Below are 19,997 nucleotides of genomic sequence, written 5' to 3'. Positions count from 1 at the left end.
ACAAGAGGGGACGACCATGAACCAGCCCGCATCCGCCTATTTCATCGAAGACCGCCACGATCCCAACGAGACGCATACGCTCGCGGTGCTCGTGCAGAACGAGCCGGGCGTGCTCGCGCGCGTCATCGGCCTGTTCTCTGGTCGCGGCTACAACATCGAGAGCCTCACGGTCTCGGAGACCGAGGCTCAGAAACATCTGTCGCGCATCACCATCGTCACGACGGGCACGCCGATGGTGATCGCGCAGATCAAGAACCAGCTCGACCGCATGATCCCGGTCTACCAGGTCGTCGACATGACCCAGACCAAGCGCTCGATCGAGCGCGAGCTCGCGATGGTGAAGGTGCGCGGGCAGGGCGAGCATCGGGTCGAGGCGCTCAGGCTCGCGGACGCGTTCCGCGCCAGGGTGATCGACGCCACCACCGAGAGCTTCGTGTTCGAGATCACAGGCAATACGGACAAGATCAACCAGTTTATCGACCTGATGCGCCCGCTCGGCCTCGTCGAGGTCTCGCGCACGGGTGTTGCCGCGATCGGTCGCGGGCCTGAGGGGATGTGAACCATGCTGGCGCGCGACTGGTATTACAACGAGCGGAACCGGATGGGGATCGAGCCCGCGGTGGCGTCGATCTACGACAACCATGACGATGCCGATCTGCGTGCGCGCGCCGCGCTGAAAACGCTCGGGGTCCAGCGCGGATGGCGCATCGCCGATATCGGCTGCGGCAATGGCGTGCTTGCCACCGAGGCGGCGCTGATGGGCGCCGAGGTCGACGCCATCGATATCTCGCCGGCGATGCTGGCGCTCGCCGAGATCTACGCACGCGATCGCAAGGCGCCGGTGCGCACCCAGTCCGCCGGCCTGCTCAGCTTCGCTTATCGACCCGAGTCCTATGACCTCATCGTCAGCGAATTCACGCTGCATCACCTGCCGGATTTCTGGAAGGCGGTGGCGATGTCGCGGATCTTTCGCGCGCTGAAGCCGGGAGCGAGCTTTTACCTGCGCGACATCGTCTACGCGTCGATGCCTGACGCCGTCGAGCGCGACGTCGAGCAATGGGCCGACTTTCAGATCAAAAACCACGATTTCTCGCGCGAGGGCGTGGTGGCGCACATGCGCGACGAGTATTCCACCTTCGGCTGGGTGATGGAGCGGATGCTGACCGACGTCGGCTTCACGCTGGTCTCGGCCGACTACCACGCGCCGATGCACGGCACGTATCTGCTGCGGAAACCGAAAGCCGGCGAGCAAGGCTAGACCGAAACAAACAGGGCTGCACGACAAGGCAGAACCGTAAAGAACAATGAAGCCGGCCGACATCCTCATCGCCGTCATGGTGGCGATCATCTGGGGGCTTGCCTTCCTGGCGAGCCGGATCGCGCTCGACGAGCTGTCGCCGGAGTTGATGACGGCGTTGCGCTTTACGATCGCCGCGGTGCCGTGCCTGTTTGTCCGCAGGCCGAAGGTCGCCTGGTCGCTGCTGATCGCGATCAGCTTCACGCTGTTCCTCGGTCAGTTCCTGTCGCAGGCCTACGGCATCGCCCCGGTGGGCCTGACGAGCGTCGTCGTGCAGAGCCAGGCGCTGTTCACGATCGGCTTTGCCGTGCTCGCGTTCGGGGAGCGGCCGACGCCGATGCAGACGCTGGGCATCGTCGTGGCTGCGGTCGGCCTGCTGATGATCTGCGGCACCGTCGGCTATGATTTCAGCGTTCCCGCCTTTGCGGTGCTGATGATCTCGCCGGTCAGCTTTGCCGTCGGCAATCTGCTGCTGCGCCGCGCCCGCGGCGTGCCGATGTTCGACCTGTTCGCCTGGTTGTGCCTCGCCTCGGCCGTGCCTTTGTTCGCGCTGGCGCTGATCGCCAACGGGCCGGCCTCGACCTGGACGTCGCTGACGCACATGTCGCTGAGATCGGCGCTCTGCATGCTGATGCTCGGCGGCATTTCCACCAGCATTGCCTATTGGCTGTGGGGCCGTCTCTTGCGCGACCATCCGGCGGCGCAGGTGGTGCCCTTCGCGCTGCTGGTGCCCTTCGTCGGCTCCGCCGCCTCCAGCATCGTGTTCGGCGAACGGTTCGGCCCGCTGCGCCTCGCCGGCATGCTGACCGTGATCGGCGGTATCGCCGTGATGGTGCTGGCGAAGCGCCCGCAAGTCCTGCCGAAGACGGCGTGAGGTGAACATGGCCTACTCGCTGTTCTATGCCTTCCTTGCCTTCATGGTGGTGATGTACTTCACGCCCGGGCCGAACAACATCATGCTGCTGTCCTCCGGCCTGACCTACGGCTTCCGCCGCACCATCCCGCACATCGTCGGCATCGTCATCGGCTTTGCCTTCATGGTGGCCACCGTGGGCCTCGGGCTTGGCACAGTGTTCCTGGCCTATCCGATCCTCCAGGGCATTCTGAAATACGCCGGTGCGGTCTACCTGATCTATCTTGCCGCGGTGATCGGCATGTCCGGTCCGACCAGGCCGGGCGAGGAAGACGGTCGCGGTCCGATGACGTTTTGGGGGGCGGCCATGTTCCAGTGGATCAACGCCAAGGGCTGGGTGATCGTGATCGGCACCATCACCGCTTACGCGGCGATTGCCCACTTTCCCATCAACATCGTGATCCAGACCCTGATCAGCCTGCTCGTCGGCACCGTCTCGACCGTGGTCTGGGCGCTGTTCGGCACTGCATTGCGGCCGATCCTGACCTCCGAGCGACTGGTCCGCGCCTTCAATATCCTGATGGCGATCCTGCTGCTGGCCTCCCTCTACCCCGTTTTCATGGATGCATGATGTCGCGGATTTCCATGCAGAAACGGGTTTCCCTCAGGGCTGAAAATGCTCTAGACAGCCCCCGAAATCCGCAAATTTCACCCTTCGGACACTGACCATCGGCCGATTTCGGCCCTGAACGAGGAAACGACCTATGCGTGTTTATTACGATCGCGACGCCGACCTGAACCTGATCAAGGGCAAGAAGGTCGCCATCGTCGGGTACGGCAGCCAGGGCCACGCCCATGCGCTCAACCTGAAGGATTCCGGCGTCAACGAAGTCGCCATTGCGCTGCGCAAGGGCTCGGCCTCGGCCAAGAAGGCGGAAGCTGCCGGCTTCAAGGTGCTGGAAGTTGCGGAAGCCGCCAAATGGGCCGACCTCGTCATGATGCTGACCCCGGACGAACTCCAGGGCGACATCTATCGCGAGCACCTGCACGACAACATGAAGAAGGGCGCCGCCCTCGTGTTCGCGCACGGGCTCAACGTCCACTTCAACCTGCTCGATCCGCGCGCCGACCTGGACGTGCTGATGATCGCGCCGAAGGGCCCCGGCCACACCGTGCGCTCGGAGTATCAGCGCGGCGGCGGCGTGCCCTGCCTGATCGCTATCGCCAAGGACGTCTCGGGCAACGCCCATGACCTCGGCCTCTCCTACGCCTCCGCCATCGGCGGCGGCCGTGCCGGCATCATCGAGACCACCTTCAAGGAAGAGTGCGAGACCGACCTGTTCGGCGAGCAGGTGGTGCTCTGCGGCGGCCTGGTCGAGCTGATCAAGGGCGGTTACGAGACCCTGGTCGAAGCCGGCTATGCGCCCGAGATGGCCTATTTCGAGTGCCTGCACGAGGTGAAGCTGATCGTCGACCTGATCTATGAAGGCGGCATCGCCAACATGAACTACTCGATCTCCAACACCGCCGAGTACGGCGAGTACGTCACCGGTCCGCGCATCATCACCGACGAGACCAAGAAGGAGATGCGCAAGGTCCTCGCCGACATCCAGGGCGGCAAGTTCGCCCGCGACTGGATGCTCGAGAACAAGGTCAACCAGACCTCGTTCAAGGCCACCCGGGCCAAGCTCGCCGCGCACCCGATCGAGGAGGTCGGCGCGAAGCTGCGCGACATGATGCCCTGGATCAAGAAGGGCGCGCTGGTCGACAAGTCGAAGAACTGACGGCTACGCCGTCATTCCGGGTTCGCGCTAACGCGCGCCCCGGAATGACGAGCGAAGCACAAGCTTCACTCGCCAAACCAAATCTTAAACCGTCGCGGCCATGGTGGAGCGAGATCGCGGACTGCGGTCTCGCTCTTTCCTTCTCGCGCGAAGCATTGTTGCTTCATTCAAATTCTTCGCGAGTTGGCGCGGTCATAGAGCGCCAAGAACTGACGCTTAAACCACATTCTTGGCATCGCGTCGTTTTCAGAGCTTTTTCAGAAGCCCGATTTCATCAAAAGCGATGCGTCTTCAAGGCTAAGGATCCTGCTCTTTATTTCGGCCGCGCCGCCCAGGGCCTGCTGCGGTCGACCGACCTCAAGCGCATCCAGATTGCCGGCTGCGCCCTGGTCTACGGTTTCGCCCGGATGAACCTCGGCGGCCGTTTCCTCGCTGGGGCGTCGGGGAGAGCGAGGTCGAGCGGTGGGCGGACGGGGTGATCGACCTTTTCCTCGCGGGGATCGTTAAGGGCTGAGGCACAAGGCGCGCGGCGCTTCGCCACCCACCGCCATTAAGCGAAGGTCGGGCCGCGGCGCACGTTGCCTGTCATTGACCATTCCGTTACAGTTTTATGACACGGTGCAGGTTTCCGGCTGCGCCGGACGCCCTAGCCGTCTCGAGGACCGGCCAGACGGCTTCGCATACCCGCGCCGGACCAGAGTTGCGTGCCGTCGATGGCGTCCGCGCCGAATCCAGGTCCTTCTGCCACGACCGCCGTACTGGCGAGCGTCGCCGCGCTCGGCATCTGGCGGCTGCTCGCCGTTGCAGCGCCGCATCTGGCTGCGCTGGCGCTGATGTACGAGACGGAGACCGATTTCGGCTCGCGCCTGTCCTTCGCTCTTGCCTGGGGCATCCTGAACTTCTTCTGGATCACGCTGTTGCGGCGCCCGGCGCTGTCGGGCGCGCTGTCCCTGACCATGGTCGTCCTGCTGGTGCTGCTCTCGCGGCTCAAGCACGACGTCGTCCAGATGACCGTCAACTTCATCGACCTGATGATGATCGACCGCGACACCGTCGCGTTCCTGTTCACGATCTTCCCGAATTTGCGCTGGTCGGTGATCCTGGCCGGCCTCGTCACGCTGCCGCTGATGTATGCGCTGTGGTGGCTCGATCCGTTCCGCATCCGCCGCCTGCCGGCGCTCGCCTGCAAGCTCGCCTGTCTCGCCGCGCTGGTCGGCTATTCGCTTTATCGTCCGGATGAGGCCTGGCGCGGCTATTACGACGACGGCTATCTCTCGAAATTCTTCCGCTCCGGCGTCAGTTCGGTCTCCGACTTCATCCAGTATGGTCTCATGGAGTCTGCGGCCGCGACCAACGAGCGGCTCGACATGCCGCTGGTCGATGCCTGCCATCCCGCCGGCCGCCGGCCGAACATCATCATGATCCACGATGAATCCAGCTTCGACATCCGCGCCGCGCAGGGCATCAAGGTGCCGCCGCGCTACGGCGATCATTTCAAATCGTGGGACGGCAAGCAGCGCACGTTCCTCGCCGAGAGCAATGGCGGGCCGAGCTGGTTCACCGAATACAACGTGCTCGCAGGGCTCTCCTCGCGCTCGTTCGGCCGCTTCGCCTATTTCGTGACGCGCATTGCCTCGAACCGCGTCGAGCGCGGCCTGCCGCTGGCGCTGCGCCGCTGCGGCTACGACACGCTGTCTCTCTATCCCGCCCATGGCGGCTTCATGGGCGCGCGCAGCTTCCAGATGACGACCGGCATCGAGCGCTTTCTCGATTCGAAGGATCTCGGTGCCAAGGACGTCGAGCCCGACAGCTTCTTCTACGAAAAGGCGCTCCAGCTGATGGGACAGCAGCCGCCGAACAAGCCGCTGTTCACCTTCATCTATCTCGGCGCCAATCATTTCCCCTGGGAAACGCGCTTCCGCCCGGACCTGCTGCCGAACTGGCGCGCGCCGGGCAATGCGGCGTCGATCGACGAATATCTGCGCCGACAGGAGATGAGCGCCGAGCAGTACAAGGCGTTCGTTGCCGGCCTGAAGAAGACCTTTCCCGGCGAGCCCTTCCTGATCGTGCGCTATGGCGATCATCAGCCTGAATTTGCGCCGAACCTGCTCGAGCCCGGGCTCGACGAGGGCGCGATCGGCAAGAAGCTCGACGCCTACGATCCGCGGCTCTACGCGACCTATTACGCCATCGACGCCGTCAATTTCGAGCCGGTCAGGAGCGAGGCAGTAATGGACACGATCGACGGCCCCTATCTGCCGCTGGTGATCCAGGAAGCCGCCGGCATTCCGCTCGACCCGTCCTTTGCCGAGCAGAAGACGATCATGCTCCGCTGCAAGGGTCTTTTCTACGGCTGCAAGGACGGCGCGGAAGCGCGGCGGCTGAACCGGCTGCTGATCAATGCGGGGATGATCCGGGGGCTGTAGCCTCTCGCTCGGGTCGCGGACCGTCAACCTGCCGCGAACCTACTGCTTGATCTTTCCCAACAGCCACTTCGCCACCACATCAGGCGAGGAGTTGGCGTCATTGCCGCTGGCGCGCAAGTTCGCCTCGCGCATGGTGGCGATGTCGATCTTGCCGAGCAGCGGCTTGAGCGCCGCCTGCAATCGCTCATCGCCTGCGCGCTTCGGGGCGAGCAGCAGGATGGCATCGTAGGGCGGGATCGCGTGTTTGGGGTCGTCGAGCGTTATGAGATCGTATTTCGCGATCAGGCCGTCGCTGGTGTAGCCGGCGATGACGTCGACTTCGCCGCTGGCGACCGCCGCATACATGAAGTCCGGCTGCATCTGGCGCTGAGCGCCGAACTGCAGCCCATACGCCCTCTGCAGCGCCGCCCATTCGGGGCGTGAGAAGAATTCGTAGTCCCCGGCAATCGACAGCGTCGCGGCATGTGAGGCGAGGTCGGCGATGTCGCGGATACCGAGCGCCTCGGCTTGCTTCCTCGGCATCACCAGCGCATAGGCATTCTCGAAGCCGAGCTCGCCGAGCAGGGTGATGTTGTCCTTGGCGAGCGCCGTCTTCAATTCCGCCACCAGTTCTGCGCGGGGCTTGATGTCGTTGCGATGCAGCTGGTTGGCCCAGAGCGTGCCGGAATAATCGACATAGAGATCGATGTCGCCCGCCTTCAGCGCCTCGAAGATCACGCTGGAGCCGAGGCCCGACCGCGCCGTGGCCGAGAGGTCTGCCGCCTGGAGGCGGTCTCTCAGCAACGCCGAGAGCACATATTGCTCGGCGAAGGTTTTTGCGCCGACCACATAGCCTTGCGACGAGCGTCCGATGGTGGGCACCAGCGTCGCGGCGACCAGTGCCGCGAGCCCGACCGCGCCGAGCCCGCTGCGCAAGCGGCTGCGGCGTCGCAGGCCGCTCTCGATCAGGCCGAGCAGCTGATCGACGGCGAGCGCGAGCAGGGCCGAGGCGACGCAGCCGAAGAGCACGAACACCCAGTTCTGGGTCTGCAGGCCGGCAAAGATGTAGTTGCCGAGGCTGGTCTGCCCGATCGGCGTCGAGAGCGTCGCGGTGCCGATCACCCACACAGCCGCGGTGCGGACGCCCGCCATCATCACCGGCAGTGCCAGCGGCAGTTCGACCATCGCAAGCGACTGCCGTGCGGTCATGCCGACGCCCTTGGCAGCCTCGATCAGCGCCGGATCGATGCCGTTGAGGCCGGTGATGCCGTTGCGCAGCACCGGCAGCATCGAATAGAGCGCCAGTGCCAGCATCGCCGGCAGGAAGCCGAAGGCGGAAAAGGAAATGCCGAACCAGGCCAGCGTGACCGAAGCCGCAAGGAGCAGCAGCGGATAGAACAGCGCGAGCAGCGCCAGTCCCGGCACGGTCTGCACGATGCTGGCGAGCGCGAGCAGGATGCCGCGCGGCGCCGGACGGTTGCGTGTCAGGATCGCCAGCGGCAGGCTGACGGCGAGGCCAAGCGCGAGCGCGGCAAGGCTCACCCGCACATGGTTGCCGAGATAATCGGGCAGATGCGACAGCGCCTCGCCCCAGCGCGGATCGGAGAGGACGCTCATGCCGCACCGCTTTTCGGCAGTAGGGCATTCAGCCGCTCGACCTGGCGCCGCGGCGTGCGCAGCAGCTCGAGCACGTAATCGTCGCGGCTGCTCGAGAGCTCCGCCGGCGTGCCCTGCGCCAGCAATTTTCCGCCGCGCATCACCGCGATGCGATCGGCGAGCAGGATCGCCTCGGTCATGTCATGCGTGATCATCACGGTGGTCAGGCTGAGCCTGCGGTGCAGCGCGCGAAAGTCGTCACCGAGCGCATCGCGGGTGAGGGGATCGAGCGCGCCGAACGGCTCGTCCATCAGCACGATGCGAGGGCTTGCTGCGAGCGCCCGCGCCACACCGACGCGCTGGCGCTGGCCGCCGGAGAGTGCCTCGGGCAGACGATCCCGATGCGATGCGCGGTCGAGCTGCACGAGCTCCAGCAGCTCGTCGACGCGCCCAGCGATCGCCGCTGCTGGTTCGCCCAGCAGCCTTGGCGTGATCCCGATATTGTCGGCGACGCTTAAGTGCGGAAACAGCCCGCCGCTCTGGAAGACGTAGCCGATCCGGCGCCGCAGCGCGACCGGATCGACATTCCGCACGTTCTCGCCCTCAACCATGATCGTGCCGCCATCGGCCTCGATCAGGCGGTTCGCGAGCCGCAGCAGCGTGGTCTTGCCCGATCCCGACCCGCCGACGACGGCCAGAAACTCGCCCTCGGCAACGTCGAGCGACACGCCGTCGACGGCTGTGACGGAGCCGAAGCTCTTGCTGACCGTTTGGTAGCTGATCGCCAACTTGGAAGGCATCGCGGCTCGGCTCGCTTTTCTCTTGCCCTCCCCTGGAAGGGGAGGGCCGATCGCGCGCAGCGCGAGCGGGGTGGGGTGATCTGTCCACGCGGGCACCGCCTCTGTGGAGAGACTGTCACCGCACCCGGTCTCACATTTCGCTGCGCTCGTGTGAGCCGACCCTCCTCCTCCAGGGGAGGGTAAGAGCACGGCCAAGCCCATGCGTAGCACGCTTGGCGGCTTGATTGAACTTGACCGCGCGAGAGGCTAAGGCATCGGCCTGAGTTCGGAGGAAACACATGACAACGCCCACGGCAGTGGCACTGGAAGATGCCAAGGTCGCGTTCCGCCTGGGAGACGGCCGGGTCTATACGGCGGTGGAGAAGGCGCATCTGACGGTCGCGCAGGGCGAGTTCGTCGCCATCGTCGGCCCGACCGGCTGCGGGAAATCGACGCTGCTCAATGTCGCCGCGGGCCTGCTCAAGCCGGCCGCCGGCAGCGTCAGGATCTTCGACCAGCCGCTCGCGGGGCTGAACCGGGAGGCCGGCTACCTGTTCCAGGCCGACGCGCTGTTCCCCTGGAAGACCGCGCTCGACAATGTCGCGATCGGGCTCGAGATCAAGGGCACACCGCGCACTGAAGCGCTGCCGCAGGCCCGGAAATGGCTGACCTCGGTGGGCCTCGGGGCCTTCGCGAACCGCTATCCGCACATGCTCTCCGGCGGCCAGCGCAAGCGCGTGGCGCTGGCGCAGGTGCTGATTCGCGATCCAAAAATCCTGCTGATGGACGAGCCGTTCGGACCGCTCGATGCGCAGACGCGCCAGGTCATGGGCAACCTGCTGCTCGACCTGTGGAATGCCGACCGCAAGGCCGTGCTGTTCGTCACCCACGATCTGGAAGAGGCGATCGCGCTCGCCGACCGCGTGGTGATCATGTCGGCGGGGCCATCCTCGCGCATCATCGGCGACTGGCGCGTCAGCCTGCCGCGCCCGCGCGACATCTTCGAGGTGCGCCTCGACAAGGAGTTCCACGCGCTCCATCGCGAGATCTGGAGCGTGCTGAAGGACGAGGTGATGAAGGGATACGCGCAGTCCACCCATGCGGCGGAGGCGGTCTGATGTCGCGCCCGACGCTGTTTGCGCTGCAGGTCCTGGTCGCGGTCGTGTGCATCGTGTTGTGGCAGGTGCTGTCGACCGTCCCCGTCTTCGGCAAGATCCTGCTGCCGCCGTTCTTCTTCTCCAATCCGTTCGACGTGTTCAGCCAGATCGTGAAGTGGTTCGCGTCCGGCGTGATCTGGAAGCATCTGGGCATCACGCTGGCGGAATCGATCCTCGCCTTCGTGATCGGATCGCTCGGCGGCGTCCTCGTCGGCTTCTGGTTCGCGCGCCAGCCGCTGGTCGCCGCGGTGTTCGACCCCTACGTCAAGATGGTCAACGCACTGCCGCGCGTGGTGCTGGCGCCGATCTTCGCGCTGTGGCTCGGGCTCGGCATCTGGTCCAAGGTCGCGCTCGGCGTGACCCTGGTGTTCTTCATCGTGTTCTTCAACGTCTACCAGGGCGTCAAGGAAGTGAGCCGCACGGTGCTCGACAACGGCCGCATGCTCGGCATGAGCGAGCGGCAGCTGATGCAGCACGTCTATTGGCCGTCGGCGCTGTCGTGGATGTTCTCCTCGCTACACACCTCGGTCGGCTTCGCCGTGGTCGGCGCGGTCGTCGGCGAATATCTGGGATCGGCGGCGGGGCTCGGCTATCTGATCCAGCAGGCCGAAGGCGTGTTCGACGTCGCCGGCGTGTTCGCCGGCATGTTCGTGCTGTCGGCCTTCGTCATCCTGATCGATTACGGCGTCACGCTGGTCGAGCGGCGTCTCCTGGTGTGGCGGCCGACCGCGTCGGATGGGCGCGGGTAGATCAGACTCTGATTGCGAGCCAAATGCTAGGTACGCTCCCTCCCCGCTTGCGGGGGAGGGCTGGGGAGAGGGTGTTTCCACGATGGGACAATCTCCCAGAGGACAGAACCCTCACCCGCGCCTTCGCCCCGACCTCTCCCGCAAGCGGGAGAGGTGAAAGAGCTCAATCCAGCAGCTTGGTGTCGTCGGGCGCCTGCGGCGGCGTCTTGATGGCGATTGCCTTGACCTGGCCGCTGATCGGCTTGGTGCCGCCATGCGCCGTGCCCTTCGGAATGATGACGAGGTCGCCCGGCTTGACCGTGACCTCCTTGTCGCCGAGCCAGATCGTCCCGGTCCCGTCGAGGATGTACTGGATCTCGTTGGTGTTGGGATGCATGTGCTTGGGCACGTTGCCGACCTGGATCGAGATGGTGGCGCCGTCGGCGCTTGCGAACATCTTGGACCGGAAGCCGACATTGTTGGCAGGGCCGAGCGCATCGCCCTCCATCTCGCCGGTGTGGATGAGCTGTGCGGTGATGTTCTCGGCGGCCAGCGCCGGCCGAAGCAGCTGGTTCGCGCCGCACCCGGCGGCAAAGGCGGCGGCGAGCGACAGCCCGGCAACAAGGCGATTCATGGATCATTCTCCCCATCATGAATTGTTCTTGTTCAGCCATGCTATTGCGCCGAAAGGCCGATGGCCAGCCCACTTAGGCAGTGCTTCTCAAGCCAGTCCCGCTGCTCTATGGTGCCGCGGGCCGAACGGAGGAAACCAATGAAGAACACGATTGCAAGGCTCGCCGGCGCGCTGCTCGTGCTGACGCTCACCACCTCGCTTGCCGCAGCCCAAAGCAAGGTCACCGTCGCGGTCGGCGGCGGCTCTTGCCTGTGCTACCTGCCGACGGTGCTGGCCAAGCAACTCGGCGAGTACGAGAAGGCCGGCCTCAATGTCGAGCTGGTCGACCTCAAGGGCGGCTCGGATGCGCTCAAGGCCGTGCTCGGCGGCAGCGCCGACGTCGTCTCCGGCTATTTTGACCATTGCGTCAACCTCGCGGCCAAGAAGCAGGAGCTGCAGTCCTTCGTGGTCTATGACCGCTATCCCGGCCTCGTGCTGGTGGTCGCGCCCTCGCGCACCAACGACATCAAGTCGGTCAAGGATCTCGCCGGCAAGAAGGTCGGCGTCAGCGCGCCAGGCTCCTCCACCGACTTCTTCCTCAAATACATGCTGAAGAAGAACGGGCTCGATCCCACCAGTGCCGCCGTGATCGGCGTCGGCCTTGGCGCCACCGCGGTCGCCGCGATGGAGCAGGGGCAGATCGACGCGGCCGTGATGCTCGATCCCTCCGTGACCGTGCTCCAGGGCAGCCACAAGGATCTGCGCATCCTCAGCGACACCCGCACCCAGAAGGATACGCTCGAGACGTTTGGCGGCGAGTATCCCGGTGGCGCGCTGTACTCGACGGTGGCGTGGGTCAACGGCCACGAGAAGGAGACGCAGGCGCTGACCAATGCGATCCTGGCGACGCTCGCCTGGATCCATTCGCATTCGCCCGAGGAGATCATGGCGAAGATGCCGGAGGAGATGGTCGGCAAGAACAAGGACCTCTATCTCGCCGCATTGAAGAACACGATTCCCATGTTCTCCGAGACCGGCAAGATGGACCCGAAGGGAGCCGACGCGGTGCTTGCGGTGTTCAGCGTCGGCTCGCCCGAGGTGGCGAACGCCAAGATCGACGTCAGCAAGACCTTCACCAACAGATTCGTCGACCAGGCCAAGAAGACCACGGGCAGCGCCAAATAGCCGACGCGAAGGCGTGGTAGCAGGCGTCATGACGTCACCACCGGTCATTCATCGCGTCACGACGCTTGATCTTGCGGTGCGGCCGATCGTCTGGCCGTTCGCGGAGGAACGGCGCGCCGAGATCGCGGCGCATTTCGCCGAGAAGCAGCGGGAGCGGCCGAAGATCTGGAACGGCCGCGTCCTGCTCGGGCGCGATGCCGTGTTCAGCGACGGTCATCTTACCGCGACCTATTTCGAGACCGATTTCGCAAGCTTCCTCGCCTGGCGCGACTGGGGCTTTCCCGACAAGGCCGTGTTCAACGGCTTTGGCATGGGCGCGCTGCGCGCGTCCGACGGGGCCTTCATCATGGGCGAGATGGCGCCCCACACCGCCAATGCGGGCCGCATCTATTTCCCCTCGGGCACGCCGGATCTCGACGATGTCAGGGAGGGCGCGCTCGACATTCCCGGCAGCGTCGCCCGCGAGCTCGCCGAGGAGACCGGCCTGATCGCGGCCGACTATCGGGCCGAGCCGGATTGGCATTGCGTGGTCACCGGCCCCGCGATTGCAATGCTGCAGATCCTCAACCTGAATATGCCGGGAGATGTCGCCCGCGCCCGGATCGAGGCCAACCTCGCGCGCGAGACCGAGCCGGAACTGTCGGCCATTCATCTCGTGCGCGGGATGAGCGATCTCACGCCGGCCATGCCGCGATTTGTCACGGCCTTCGTCGAGCAGCAGTTCGCCTCGCGCTGAGCGCGAGGCTTGACATCGCCGCGCGCAGCCCATGTGATGGGTAAAAAAGCAAAAGCAACAAGAATGCAATGCACAATCGTCCAGGGAGGTTTAGATGCGCCTGCGCATGGCTGCCCGCTTGGTACGTGGGCTGGTGGTCGCGATATCAGCGACGGGCTTGGTGGCTACGGCCGAGGCCCAGGACAAGAAGATCAAGATCGGCGTCGTTTTCGACCTGACCGGGCCTCTCGCGGGGGGCGGCTCCGAGCTCAACTATGTCGGCACCAAGATCATCCTCGACCATTTCGCCAAGTCCGGCGTCGAGGGCTACAAGATCGAGGCGGTCTACGCCGACGCACAGAGCAAGCCCGACATCGCCATCAATGAATCCGTCCGCCTGCTGGAGCAGGAGAAGGTCGACATGGTGCTCGGCTTCTTCTCCTCGGCGCAATGCGTGCCGGTTGCCGCGCGCGTCGAGCAGCTCAAGAAGTTCATGTGGATGACGACCTGCATCTCGTCGGCCGTGTTCAACGAGAAGGGCTACAAATACGTCTTCCGCCCGCAGGCGAGCGGCGACCAGTTCGGCATGATGACGATGGATTTCATCGCGCAGAATGCCAGCGCCAAGCTCGGCAAGGAGCCGAAGGACCTGCGCGTTGCCATCATCCACGAGGACGGCGCCTATGGCGTCGACGTCTCCAAGGGCAACGAGGCCGGCGCGAAGAAGGCCGGCTTCAATGTCGTGCTCAAGGAAGGCTATTCGGCCACCGCGCCGGATCTATCGGCGCTCGTCACCAAGCTGAAGCGTGCGAAGCCCGATGTGATCTTCCACACCGGCTACAACCCGGACATCACGCTGCTACTGCGGCAGGCTCGCGAGCAGGGCCTGAAATTCGCTGCGCTGATGGGGCATGGCGCCGGCTACGGTGTCTATGAGAAGCTCAAGGAGGGCATGGGTGCGGACGCGACCTACATCTTCAACGCCGATCCGATCTCGATCTGGCTCTCCAACCAGAAGACCATGGATCCGAAACTTCCGGCCGTCATCAAGATGGTCGGCGAGGAGTTCGACAAGCTCAAGCCGGGCGTTGCGATCCGCTCGGCCCATGTCGGTATCGGCGCCTCGAATACCTACGTGTTCATGAGCGACGTGCTGCCGCGCGCCATCAAGAAGTATGGCGGGGTCGATCCCGACGCGCTGCGCAAGGCCGCACTCGATACCGACATTCCCGAGGGCGGCACCATGCTTGGCTTCGGCGTCAAGTTCTACGGCGATGGCACGCCGATGGCGGGCCAGAACGAGCGCTCGTTCCCGGTCGTGATCCAGTATCTCGACGACAAGTCCCATGTGGTGTGGCCCAAGAGCCAGGCGCAGCGCGAAGCCGTGCTGCCGCTGCCCAAGGGCACCACCTACAGCAACCAATAGCGGAGCGCTCCGGTGTTGGAAGTCAGCGGGCTGGTGAAGCGGTTTGGCGGCTTCACCGCCGTGAACAACGTGTCGTTCAGGCTCGACCAGGGCGAGATCCTCGGCCTGATCGGTCCCAACGGGTCGGGCAAGAGCACGATCTTCAACATGCTCTCCGGCACGCTGGCCCCGACCTCGGGCTCGATCCTGTTTGCGGGCCACGAGATCGCAGGCCTTGCGCCGCACCGGATCATAAATCGCGGCATCGGGCGGACCTTCCAGATTCCGCGGCCGTTCCGCCGCCTCTCCATTTTCGAGAACGTCGCGCTCGCTGGCTTCTACGGCCAGGGACGCCACAGCCGCATCAAGGCCGAGGAGGCGGCCGAGCGCGCGCTGGCGATGGTCGGCCTGCCGACCGATCGCCATGCCAGCGTCGATGGCCTCGGCGCTGCGGGGCTGAAGAAGCTCGAGCTTGCGAAGGCGCTCGCCACCGCGCCAAAGCTGTTGCTCGCCGACGAGAGCCTCGGCGGCCTCGACGAGGCCGAGATGGACCAGGCCGCCGACATGCTGCGCAACATCCGCGACGAGCTCAGCATCACCATCATCTGGGTCGAGCACATCATGGGCGTCCTGATGCGCGTCGTGGATCGCGTCATGGTGCTCGATCATGGCGAGAAGATCTCGGAAGGCCTGCCGAGCGCGGTCGCCGGCGATCCGCGCGTCATCGAGGTCTATCTCGGCACCGACGCCGAGACCACGCAGGCCGCGGCCGCCGAAGCGCGCCGCCGCGCGGGAGGGCAATGATGCTGGAGCTTCGCGGCGTCAATGCCGGCTACGGCACCTTCCAGGCGCTGTTCGACCTCAATCTCGACGTGAAGGCCGGCGAAGCCGTCGGCGTCATCGGCCCCAACGGCGCCGGCAAGACCACCCTGATGCGGGTCATTTCCGGGCTGATCCGTCCCTCGCGCGGGTCGATCAAGATGGAGGGCGTCGACGTCATCGCGACGCCGGCGCACAAGATCGTCAGCCTCGGCATTGCGCATGTGCCGGAGAACCGGCGGCTCTTTCCCCAGCTCACGGTCGACGACAACCTCAAGATGGGCGCCTTCATGAAGGAGGCGCGAGGGCACTACGCCGAGCAGCTGGAGATCGTGTTCGACCTGTTCCCGCGCCTGAAGGAGCGCCGCCACCAGATGGCCGGGACGATGTCCGGCGGCGAGCAGCAGATGTGCGCGATCGGCCGCGCGATGATGTCCAATCCGAAGCTGCTGCTGCTCGATGAGCCGTCGGCAGGACTGGCGCCGGTCGTGGTGCAGCAGGTGTTCGAGCTGGTGAAGCGGATCCGCGCCAGCGGGCTGACCGTGCTGATCGTCGAGCAGAACGTGCAGCAGGTCCTGAAGGTGGTCGATCGTGCCTATCTGATCGAGGCGGGCACGATCCGCGCGTCCGGCACCTCGGCCGAGATGCTGGCGAGCGACACGGTCAAGGAAGCGTATCTCGGGGTGTGATGGGCATGCAGGCGTTCCTGGACATTTTCGACATCTACCTGCTGGAGGCCGTGATCAACGGCATCCTGCTCGGCGGCGTGCTGGCGCTGCTCGCGCTCGGGCTCAATTTGATCTTCGGCGTCATCGACGTGACCTGGATCTGCTACGCCGAGCTGGTGATGATCGGCATGTATGCCATGTATTTCATGGTGCAGTATTACGGCGTCAGCTATTTCGTTGCCGCCCCGCTCACCATCCTGCTGGTCGCCGTGCTTGGCGCGGCGCTGCACTACCTCGTCATCGCGCCACTGCTGACAGCACCTCCGATCAACCAGCTGCTCGCGACAGGTGGCGTGCTGTTCGTGCTGCAGAGCTTTGCCACCGTCGCCTTCGGCATCGACTTCCGCAATCTCGGCATCCGCCTGCCGGTGCTCGCCTTCGGCGACATGAATTTCAGCTACGCGCGGCTGCTGTCCTTCGTCGCCGCGCTGGTCGGCATGGTCGCCGTCTATCTCTTCATGACGCGCACCTTCACCGGTACCGCGATCCGCGCGATCTCTCAGGACCGGCAGATCATGGCATTGATGGGCGTCGACACCAGGCGCATCTATCTCATCACCTCCGCGCTCGGTGGCGCGCTCGCCGGCCTCGCGGCGTGCCTGCTGGTGCTGCAATACGACGTGCATCCCTTCGTCGGCCTCTCCTTCGGGCCGATCACCTTCCTGATCTGCGTGCTCGGGGGGCTCGGCAACTTCATCGGCGGCTTCATCGCCTCTTTCCTGTTCGCGGAGATCATCTCGCTCGGCGGCCTGTTCTCCGACCTCGAATGGGGCTACGTGCTCGCCTTCGCCTTCTTCATCGTCATGATGTTCATCCGGCCCGCGGGCCTGCTTGCGAGGCGCCGATGATGGGGCAGGGGCGGCTTGCGGCATGGGGGGCAGGGCTGGCGGCGCTGGTCGCGCTGCCCTTCGTCTATCGCGATCCCTATCATCTGCACATCCTGGTGCTGATCCTGATCTGGTCGTTCGCCTATACATCGTGGTCGATGATGGGGCGGTTCGGCCTGGTCTCACTCGGGCATGGCGGCTTCATGGGCATTGGCGCCTACGTCACCGCGCTGTTGTGGAATCACCTCGGACTGTCGCCCTGGATCGGCATTCCCATCAGCATGGCGGCGGCCGGCGCGCTGGCGATGATCGTCGGCTATCCCTGCTTCCGCTTCCGCATCACCGGGCATTATTTCGTGCTGGTGACGCTAGCGCTGTCAGGCATCGTGCTCCAGGTGATCACGGCAACGCGCGACTATACGGGCGGCTCGCTCGGCTACACCCCGAACCGCGCGTCCGGCAACAGGCTGCTGGCGCTGCAATTCGACGACAAGACAACCTGGTATCTGATCGCGCTCGCGGTGTGGCTGTTCGGCATCGTGGTCTGGCACTGGGTCGACCGCAGCATGGCCCGCTATGCGCTGGAGGCGATTTCTGAGGACGAGGACGCCGCGGCCGCGGCCGGCGTCGACGTCACCGCCGAGAAGCTGAAGATCACGCTGCTCAGCGCGCTGATGACGGCGCTCGCCGGCGCGATCTACTGCCAGTACCAGATGTTCATCACCCCCGACACGGTCAGCGGCATCGCGGTGTCGCTGCAGATGGTGTTCGCGGCGATCGTCGGCGGTCTGTTCGTCTCGCTCGGCCCGACCGTCGGCGCCATCATCACCATCCTCCTGGCCGAGACCCTGCGCATCGGCTTCGGCACCAAGGCGGTCGGCTGGGACAACCTCGTCTACGGCGTGCTGCTCGTGCTCTTCATCATATTCCTTCCCAAGGGCATCCTTGGTAGCTTGCTCGACCGACTGAAGCCGCAACGCAAGGTGCCCCGCGCTCATGAGCAAGAAGCCGTCCAAATCCCTCGCCCAGGAACTTGACCGCTACATCACGCCATTTCGCTACGATGGCTCGGGCAAGTTTCACCTCAAGGACCACAAGACCAACGAGAAGGGCGATCTCGACAAGGAGAATGCGCAGGCGATTCTCGACGCCAACAAGAAGCAGCTGATCGAGTTCCAGGAGAAGCTCTACGCCCAGGACCGCTGGTCGCTGCTCATCGTGTTCCAGGCCATGGACGCGGCCGGCAAGGACAGTGCGATCAAGGCGATCTTCGAGGGCATCAATCCGCAGGGCTGCGAAGTCAGGGCCTTCAAGGCGCCGGGCAGCAAGGAGCTCGACCACGACTTCCTCTGGCGCCACGTCATCGCGCTGCCCGAGCGCGGCCATATCGGCATCTTCAACCGTTCCCACTACGAAGAGTGCCTCGTCACGCGGGTGCACCCGGAGATCCTCGCCAGGGAGAAGCTGCCGCCAAAGCTCGTCACCAAGAACATCTGGAAGGAGCGGTTCGAGGACATCTCGGCCTTCGAGCGCTATCTCTGCCGCAACGGCACCGTGGTGCTGAAGTTCTTCCTCAACGTCTCCAAGGACGAGCAGCGCGAGCGCTTTCTCGACCGCCTAGAGGATCCGGCCAAGCAGTGGAAGTTCTCCATGGACGACATCAAGGAGCGCGCGCTGTGGCCGCGCTACCAGGCGGTCTACCAGGACATCGTCCGGCACACCTCCACGCCGCAGGCGCCCTGGTACGTGGTGCCCGCCGATCACAAATGGTTCGCCCGCGTCGTGATCGGCTCGGTGATCAATGCCGCGCTGGAAAAGCTCGACCTGCGCTTCCCCCGTGCCGACAAGGCTTCGCTGGAAGAGTTCGAGCAGGTGCGCAAGGCGCTGGAGAAAGAGGGGACGGGAGGCAAGAAGAAAGCAAAGTGACAGCCCACACGACCACGAATTGCAAGAACGTCAACTTCGCGCTCCAGGGCGGCGGCGCGCACGGCGCCTTCGTCTGGGGCGTGCTCGACCAGGTGCTCGAGGACGGCAGGCTCGCGATCGAGGCGATCAGCGCCACCAGTGCCGGTGCCATGAATGCGGTCGCGATGGCCTCCGGCATGGCGCACGGAGGCGCGGAGGCGGCGCGGGAGAGCCTGCATGCATTCTGGTACGAAGTGTCGCGCATGGACATGGCGTACGATTTGATGTCGCCACTGAACCAGTGGATCCAGGCCCTGAAGCTGCCGCCGGAATATCATCCGGTCCACGCCGTCATCCACACGCTGACGCACACGCTGCCGCCGAACCTGCTCAATCCCTTTCATTTCAATCCGCTCCGCGCGCTGCTGCAGCGCGTGGTCGATTTCGACCAGCTCAATTCCTCGCCCGAGGCGCCGAAGTTGTTTCTCAACGCCACCAACGTCCGCAGCGGCAAGATCAAGGTGTTCCAGAGTCCGCATCTCACGGCGGAAACCGTGCTCGCCTCGGCCTGCCTGCCGCCCTATTTCCAGGCGGTCGAGATCGACGGCGAGCATTATTGGGATGGCGGCTATCTCGGCAATCCCGCGATCTTTCCGTTGATCTACCGCAAGGGCAGTCACGACGTCATCATCGTGCAGGTCACGGCGATCCGGCGCAACGAGCTGCCGACCAGTGCGGCCGATGTCCTGCACCGCATCAACGAGATCAGCTTCAATTCGTCCCTGATGCGCGAGATGCGCGCGATCGCCTTCGCCACGCGGCTGATCGACGACGGCGAGCTCGACAGCGACAGGCATAGCCGCATGTACATGCATTGGATCGGCAACGACCTGTTGATGTCGCAACTCGGCACGGCCACGCAATTCCATCCCGAATGGAGCCTATTGTGTCGCCTGCGCGACGAAGGCCGCGACGCGGCGCGAAGCTGGCTGGCGCGAAACTTCGACCAGATCGGAAAGTCCTCGACGGTCGACCTGGCAGACATGTTTCTTTAGGCCGCTGAGCCGGCAATGGACAAAAGCACGAAAACAACCCCATGCACAGTAGGCGGTGCCAGCGGAATGAATGGCTTGGCGGGGTGTTGTTCGGATTTCAAGAAGTCCGTTTGACCCGTCGGGCAAAACAGGGGTATGATGCCATC

At 64.6% G+C, this 19,997-nt stretch carries 21 protein-coding genes; 18 read left to right on the top strand and 3 right to left on the bottom strand.

All coding sequences use genetic code 11. The features are described from left to right. The first annotated feature begins 16 nt into the window (after window positions 1-16). The 7 genes from ilvN (at window position 17) to ACRQ5Q_RS33720 (ending at window position 6,360) form a co-directional block, all read left to right on the top strand. A complete protein-coding gene (ilvN, locus tag ACRQ5Q_RS33750) occupies window positions 17-559 on the top strand; it encodes an acetolactate synthase small subunit (protein WP_080139379.1) in 543 nt (180 codons plus the stop codon). 3 nt (window positions 560-562) lie between these two features. Further along, the gene (locus tag ACRQ5Q_RS33745) at window positions 563-1,258 is read left to right on the top strand and encodes a class I SAM-dependent methyltransferase (protein WP_439369928.1); all 696 of its coding nucleotides are present in this window, start codon (window positions 563-565) and stop codon (window positions 1,256-1,258) included. Window positions 1,259-1,304: 46 nt separating this feature from the next. After that, window positions 1,305-2,171: an EamA family transporter gene (locus ACRQ5Q_RS33740; RefSeq protein WP_439394252.1), complete on the top strand. Its 867-nt coding sequence runs from the start codon at window positions 1,305-1,307 to the stop codon at window positions 2,169-2,171. 7 nt (window positions 2,172-2,178) lie between these two features. After that, a complete protein-coding gene (locus tag ACRQ5Q_RS33735; protein ID WP_439369926.1) occupies window positions 2,179-2,781 on the top strand; it encodes a LysE family translocator in 603 nt (200 codons plus the stop codon). Between the two features lie 133 nt (window positions 2,782-2,914). Continuing rightward, entirely contained in the window at window positions 2,915-3,934 is a 1,020-nt protein-coding gene (gene ilvC / locus ACRQ5Q_RS33730; RefSeq protein WP_439394250.1) for a ketol-acid reductoisomerase, read from the top strand. Window positions 3,935-3,978: 44 nt separating this feature from the next. Further along, window positions 3,979-4,413, top strand: a complete 435-nt coding sequence (locus tag ACRQ5Q_RS33725) for a hypothetical protein (RefSeq protein WP_439369924.1) — start codon at window positions 3,979-3,981, stop codon at window positions 4,411-4,413. Window positions 4,414-4,647: 234 nt separating this feature from the next. Further along, on the top strand, window positions 4,648-6,360 hold the full coding sequence (locus ACRQ5Q_RS33720; protein ID WP_439394248.1) for a sulfatase-like hydrolase/transferase: 1,713 nt from the start codon (window positions 4,648-4,650) through the stop codon (window positions 6,358-6,360). A 39-nt stretch (window positions 6,361-6,399) separates the two neighbouring features. Here the strand turns inward: ACRQ5Q_RS33720 and ACRQ5Q_RS33715 are convergent, their stop codons facing one another. Both ACRQ5Q_RS33715 and ACRQ5Q_RS33710 read right to left on the bottom strand, forming a co-directional pair. Beyond that, on the bottom strand, window positions 6,400-7,956 hold the full coding sequence (locus ACRQ5Q_RS33715) for a glycine betaine ABC transporter substrate-binding protein (protein ID WP_439394246.1): 1,557 nt from the start codon (window positions 7,954-7,956) through the stop codon (window positions 6,400-6,402). Next, the gene (locus ACRQ5Q_RS33710; RefSeq protein WP_439369919.1) at window positions 7,953-8,735 is read right to left on the bottom strand and encodes an ATP-binding cassette domain-containing protein; all 783 of its coding nucleotides are present in this window, start codon (window positions 8,733-8,735) and stop codon (window positions 7,953-7,955) included. Before ACRQ5Q_RS33710 ends, ACRQ5Q_RS33715 begins: the two co-directional genes overlap by 4 nt. Window positions 8,736-9,013: 278 nt before the next feature. Between ACRQ5Q_RS33710 and ACRQ5Q_RS33705 the strand changes: the two genes are divergently transcribed. Both ACRQ5Q_RS33705 and ACRQ5Q_RS33700 read left to right on the top strand, forming a co-directional pair. Next, the gene (locus ACRQ5Q_RS33705) at window positions 9,014-9,832 is read left to right on the top strand and encodes an ABC transporter ATP-binding protein (RefSeq protein WP_439394244.1); all 819 of its coding nucleotides are present in this window, start codon (window positions 9,014-9,016) and stop codon (window positions 9,830-9,832) included. Then, a complete protein-coding gene (locus tag ACRQ5Q_RS33700; protein WP_212376374.1) occupies window positions 9,832-10,620 on the top strand; it encodes an ABC transporter permease in 789 nt (262 codons plus the stop codon). Before ACRQ5Q_RS33705 ends, ACRQ5Q_RS33700 begins: the two co-directional genes overlap by 1 nt. Before the next feature lie 163 nt (window positions 10,621-10,783). Here the strand turns inward: ACRQ5Q_RS33700 and ACRQ5Q_RS33695 are convergent, their stop codons facing one another. After that, entirely contained in the window at window positions 10,784-11,233 is a 450-nt protein-coding gene (locus tag ACRQ5Q_RS33695) for a cupin domain-containing protein (RefSeq protein ID WP_439394242.1), read from the bottom strand. A 138-nt stretch (window positions 11,234-11,371) separates the two neighbouring features. Here ACRQ5Q_RS33695 and ACRQ5Q_RS33690 point away from each other — a divergent pair, with 138 nt between their 5' ends. The 9 genes from ACRQ5Q_RS33690 (at window position 11,372) to ACRQ5Q_RS33650 (ending at window position 19,851) form a co-directional block, all read left to right on the top strand. Continuing rightward, window positions 11,372-12,397, top strand: coding sequence for an ABC transporter substrate-binding protein (locus tag ACRQ5Q_RS33690; RefSeq protein ID WP_439369914.1), 1,026 nt, complete (start codon window positions 11,372-11,374; stop codon window positions 12,395-12,397). Window positions 12,398-12,425: 28 nt separating this feature from the next. Continuing rightward, window positions 12,426-13,133: an NUDIX hydrolase gene (locus ACRQ5Q_RS33685; RefSeq protein WP_439394240.1), complete on the top strand. Its 708-nt coding sequence runs from the start codon at window positions 12,426-12,428 to the stop codon at window positions 13,131-13,133. Window positions 13,134-13,227: 94 nt separating this feature from the next. Next, a complete protein-coding gene (locus ACRQ5Q_RS33680) occupies window positions 13,228-14,538 on the top strand; it encodes an ABC transporter substrate-binding protein (protein WP_439394239.1) in 1,311 nt (436 codons plus the stop codon). A gap of 12 nt (window positions 14,539-14,550) precedes the next feature. After that, window positions 14,551-15,321 (top strand): ABC transporter ATP-binding protein, encoded by a 771-nt coding sequence (locus ACRQ5Q_RS33675; protein WP_439394238.1) that lies wholly within the window; start codon window positions 14,551-14,553, stop codon window positions 15,319-15,321. Next, window positions 15,321-16,025 carry an ABC transporter ATP-binding protein gene (locus ACRQ5Q_RS33670; RefSeq protein ID WP_439375669.1) on the top strand — a complete coding sequence of 235 codons (705 nt, stop codon included), beginning with the start codon at window positions 15,321-15,323 and terminating at the stop codon, window positions 16,023-16,025. The genes ACRQ5Q_RS33675 and ACRQ5Q_RS33670 overlap by 1 nt, the downstream gene beginning before the upstream one ends. A 5-nt stretch (window positions 16,026-16,030) precedes the next feature. Further along, window positions 16,031-16,912, top strand: coding sequence for a branched-chain amino acid ABC transporter permease (locus ACRQ5Q_RS33665; RefSeq protein ID WP_439394236.1), 882 nt, complete (start codon window positions 16,031-16,033; stop codon window positions 16,910-16,912). Continuing rightward, window positions 16,909-17,928 carry a branched-chain amino acid ABC transporter permease gene (locus ACRQ5Q_RS33660; protein WP_439369908.1) on the top strand — a complete coding sequence of 340 codons (1,020 nt, stop codon included), beginning with the start codon at window positions 16,909-16,911 and terminating at the stop codon, window positions 17,926-17,928. Before ACRQ5Q_RS33665 ends, ACRQ5Q_RS33660 begins: the two co-directional genes overlap by 4 nt. Then, window positions 17,888-18,817: a polyphosphate kinase 2 family protein gene (locus ACRQ5Q_RS33655; protein WP_439394234.1), complete on the top strand. Its 930-nt coding sequence runs from the start codon at window positions 17,888-17,890 to the stop codon at window positions 18,815-18,817. The genes ACRQ5Q_RS33660 and ACRQ5Q_RS33655 overlap by 41 nt, the downstream gene beginning before the upstream one ends. Next, on the top strand, window positions 18,814-19,851 hold the full coding sequence (locus ACRQ5Q_RS33650) for a patatin-like phospholipase family protein (protein WP_439394232.1): 1,038 nt from the start codon (window positions 18,814-18,816) through the stop codon (window positions 19,849-19,851). The genes ACRQ5Q_RS33655 and ACRQ5Q_RS33650 overlap by 4 nt, the downstream gene beginning before the upstream one ends. Window positions 19,852-19,997 lie beyond the last annotated feature (146 nt).

Origin of the sequence: Bradyrhizobium sp. PMVTL-01, assembly GCF_051861855.1 — a bacterium.
Classification (GTDB): Bacteria; Pseudomonadota; Alphaproteobacteria; order Rhizobiales; family Xanthobacteraceae; genus Bradyrhizobium.
Note: the sequence above shows the minus strand (reverse complement) of the source record. Positions and strands in the feature narration are given on the sequence as shown.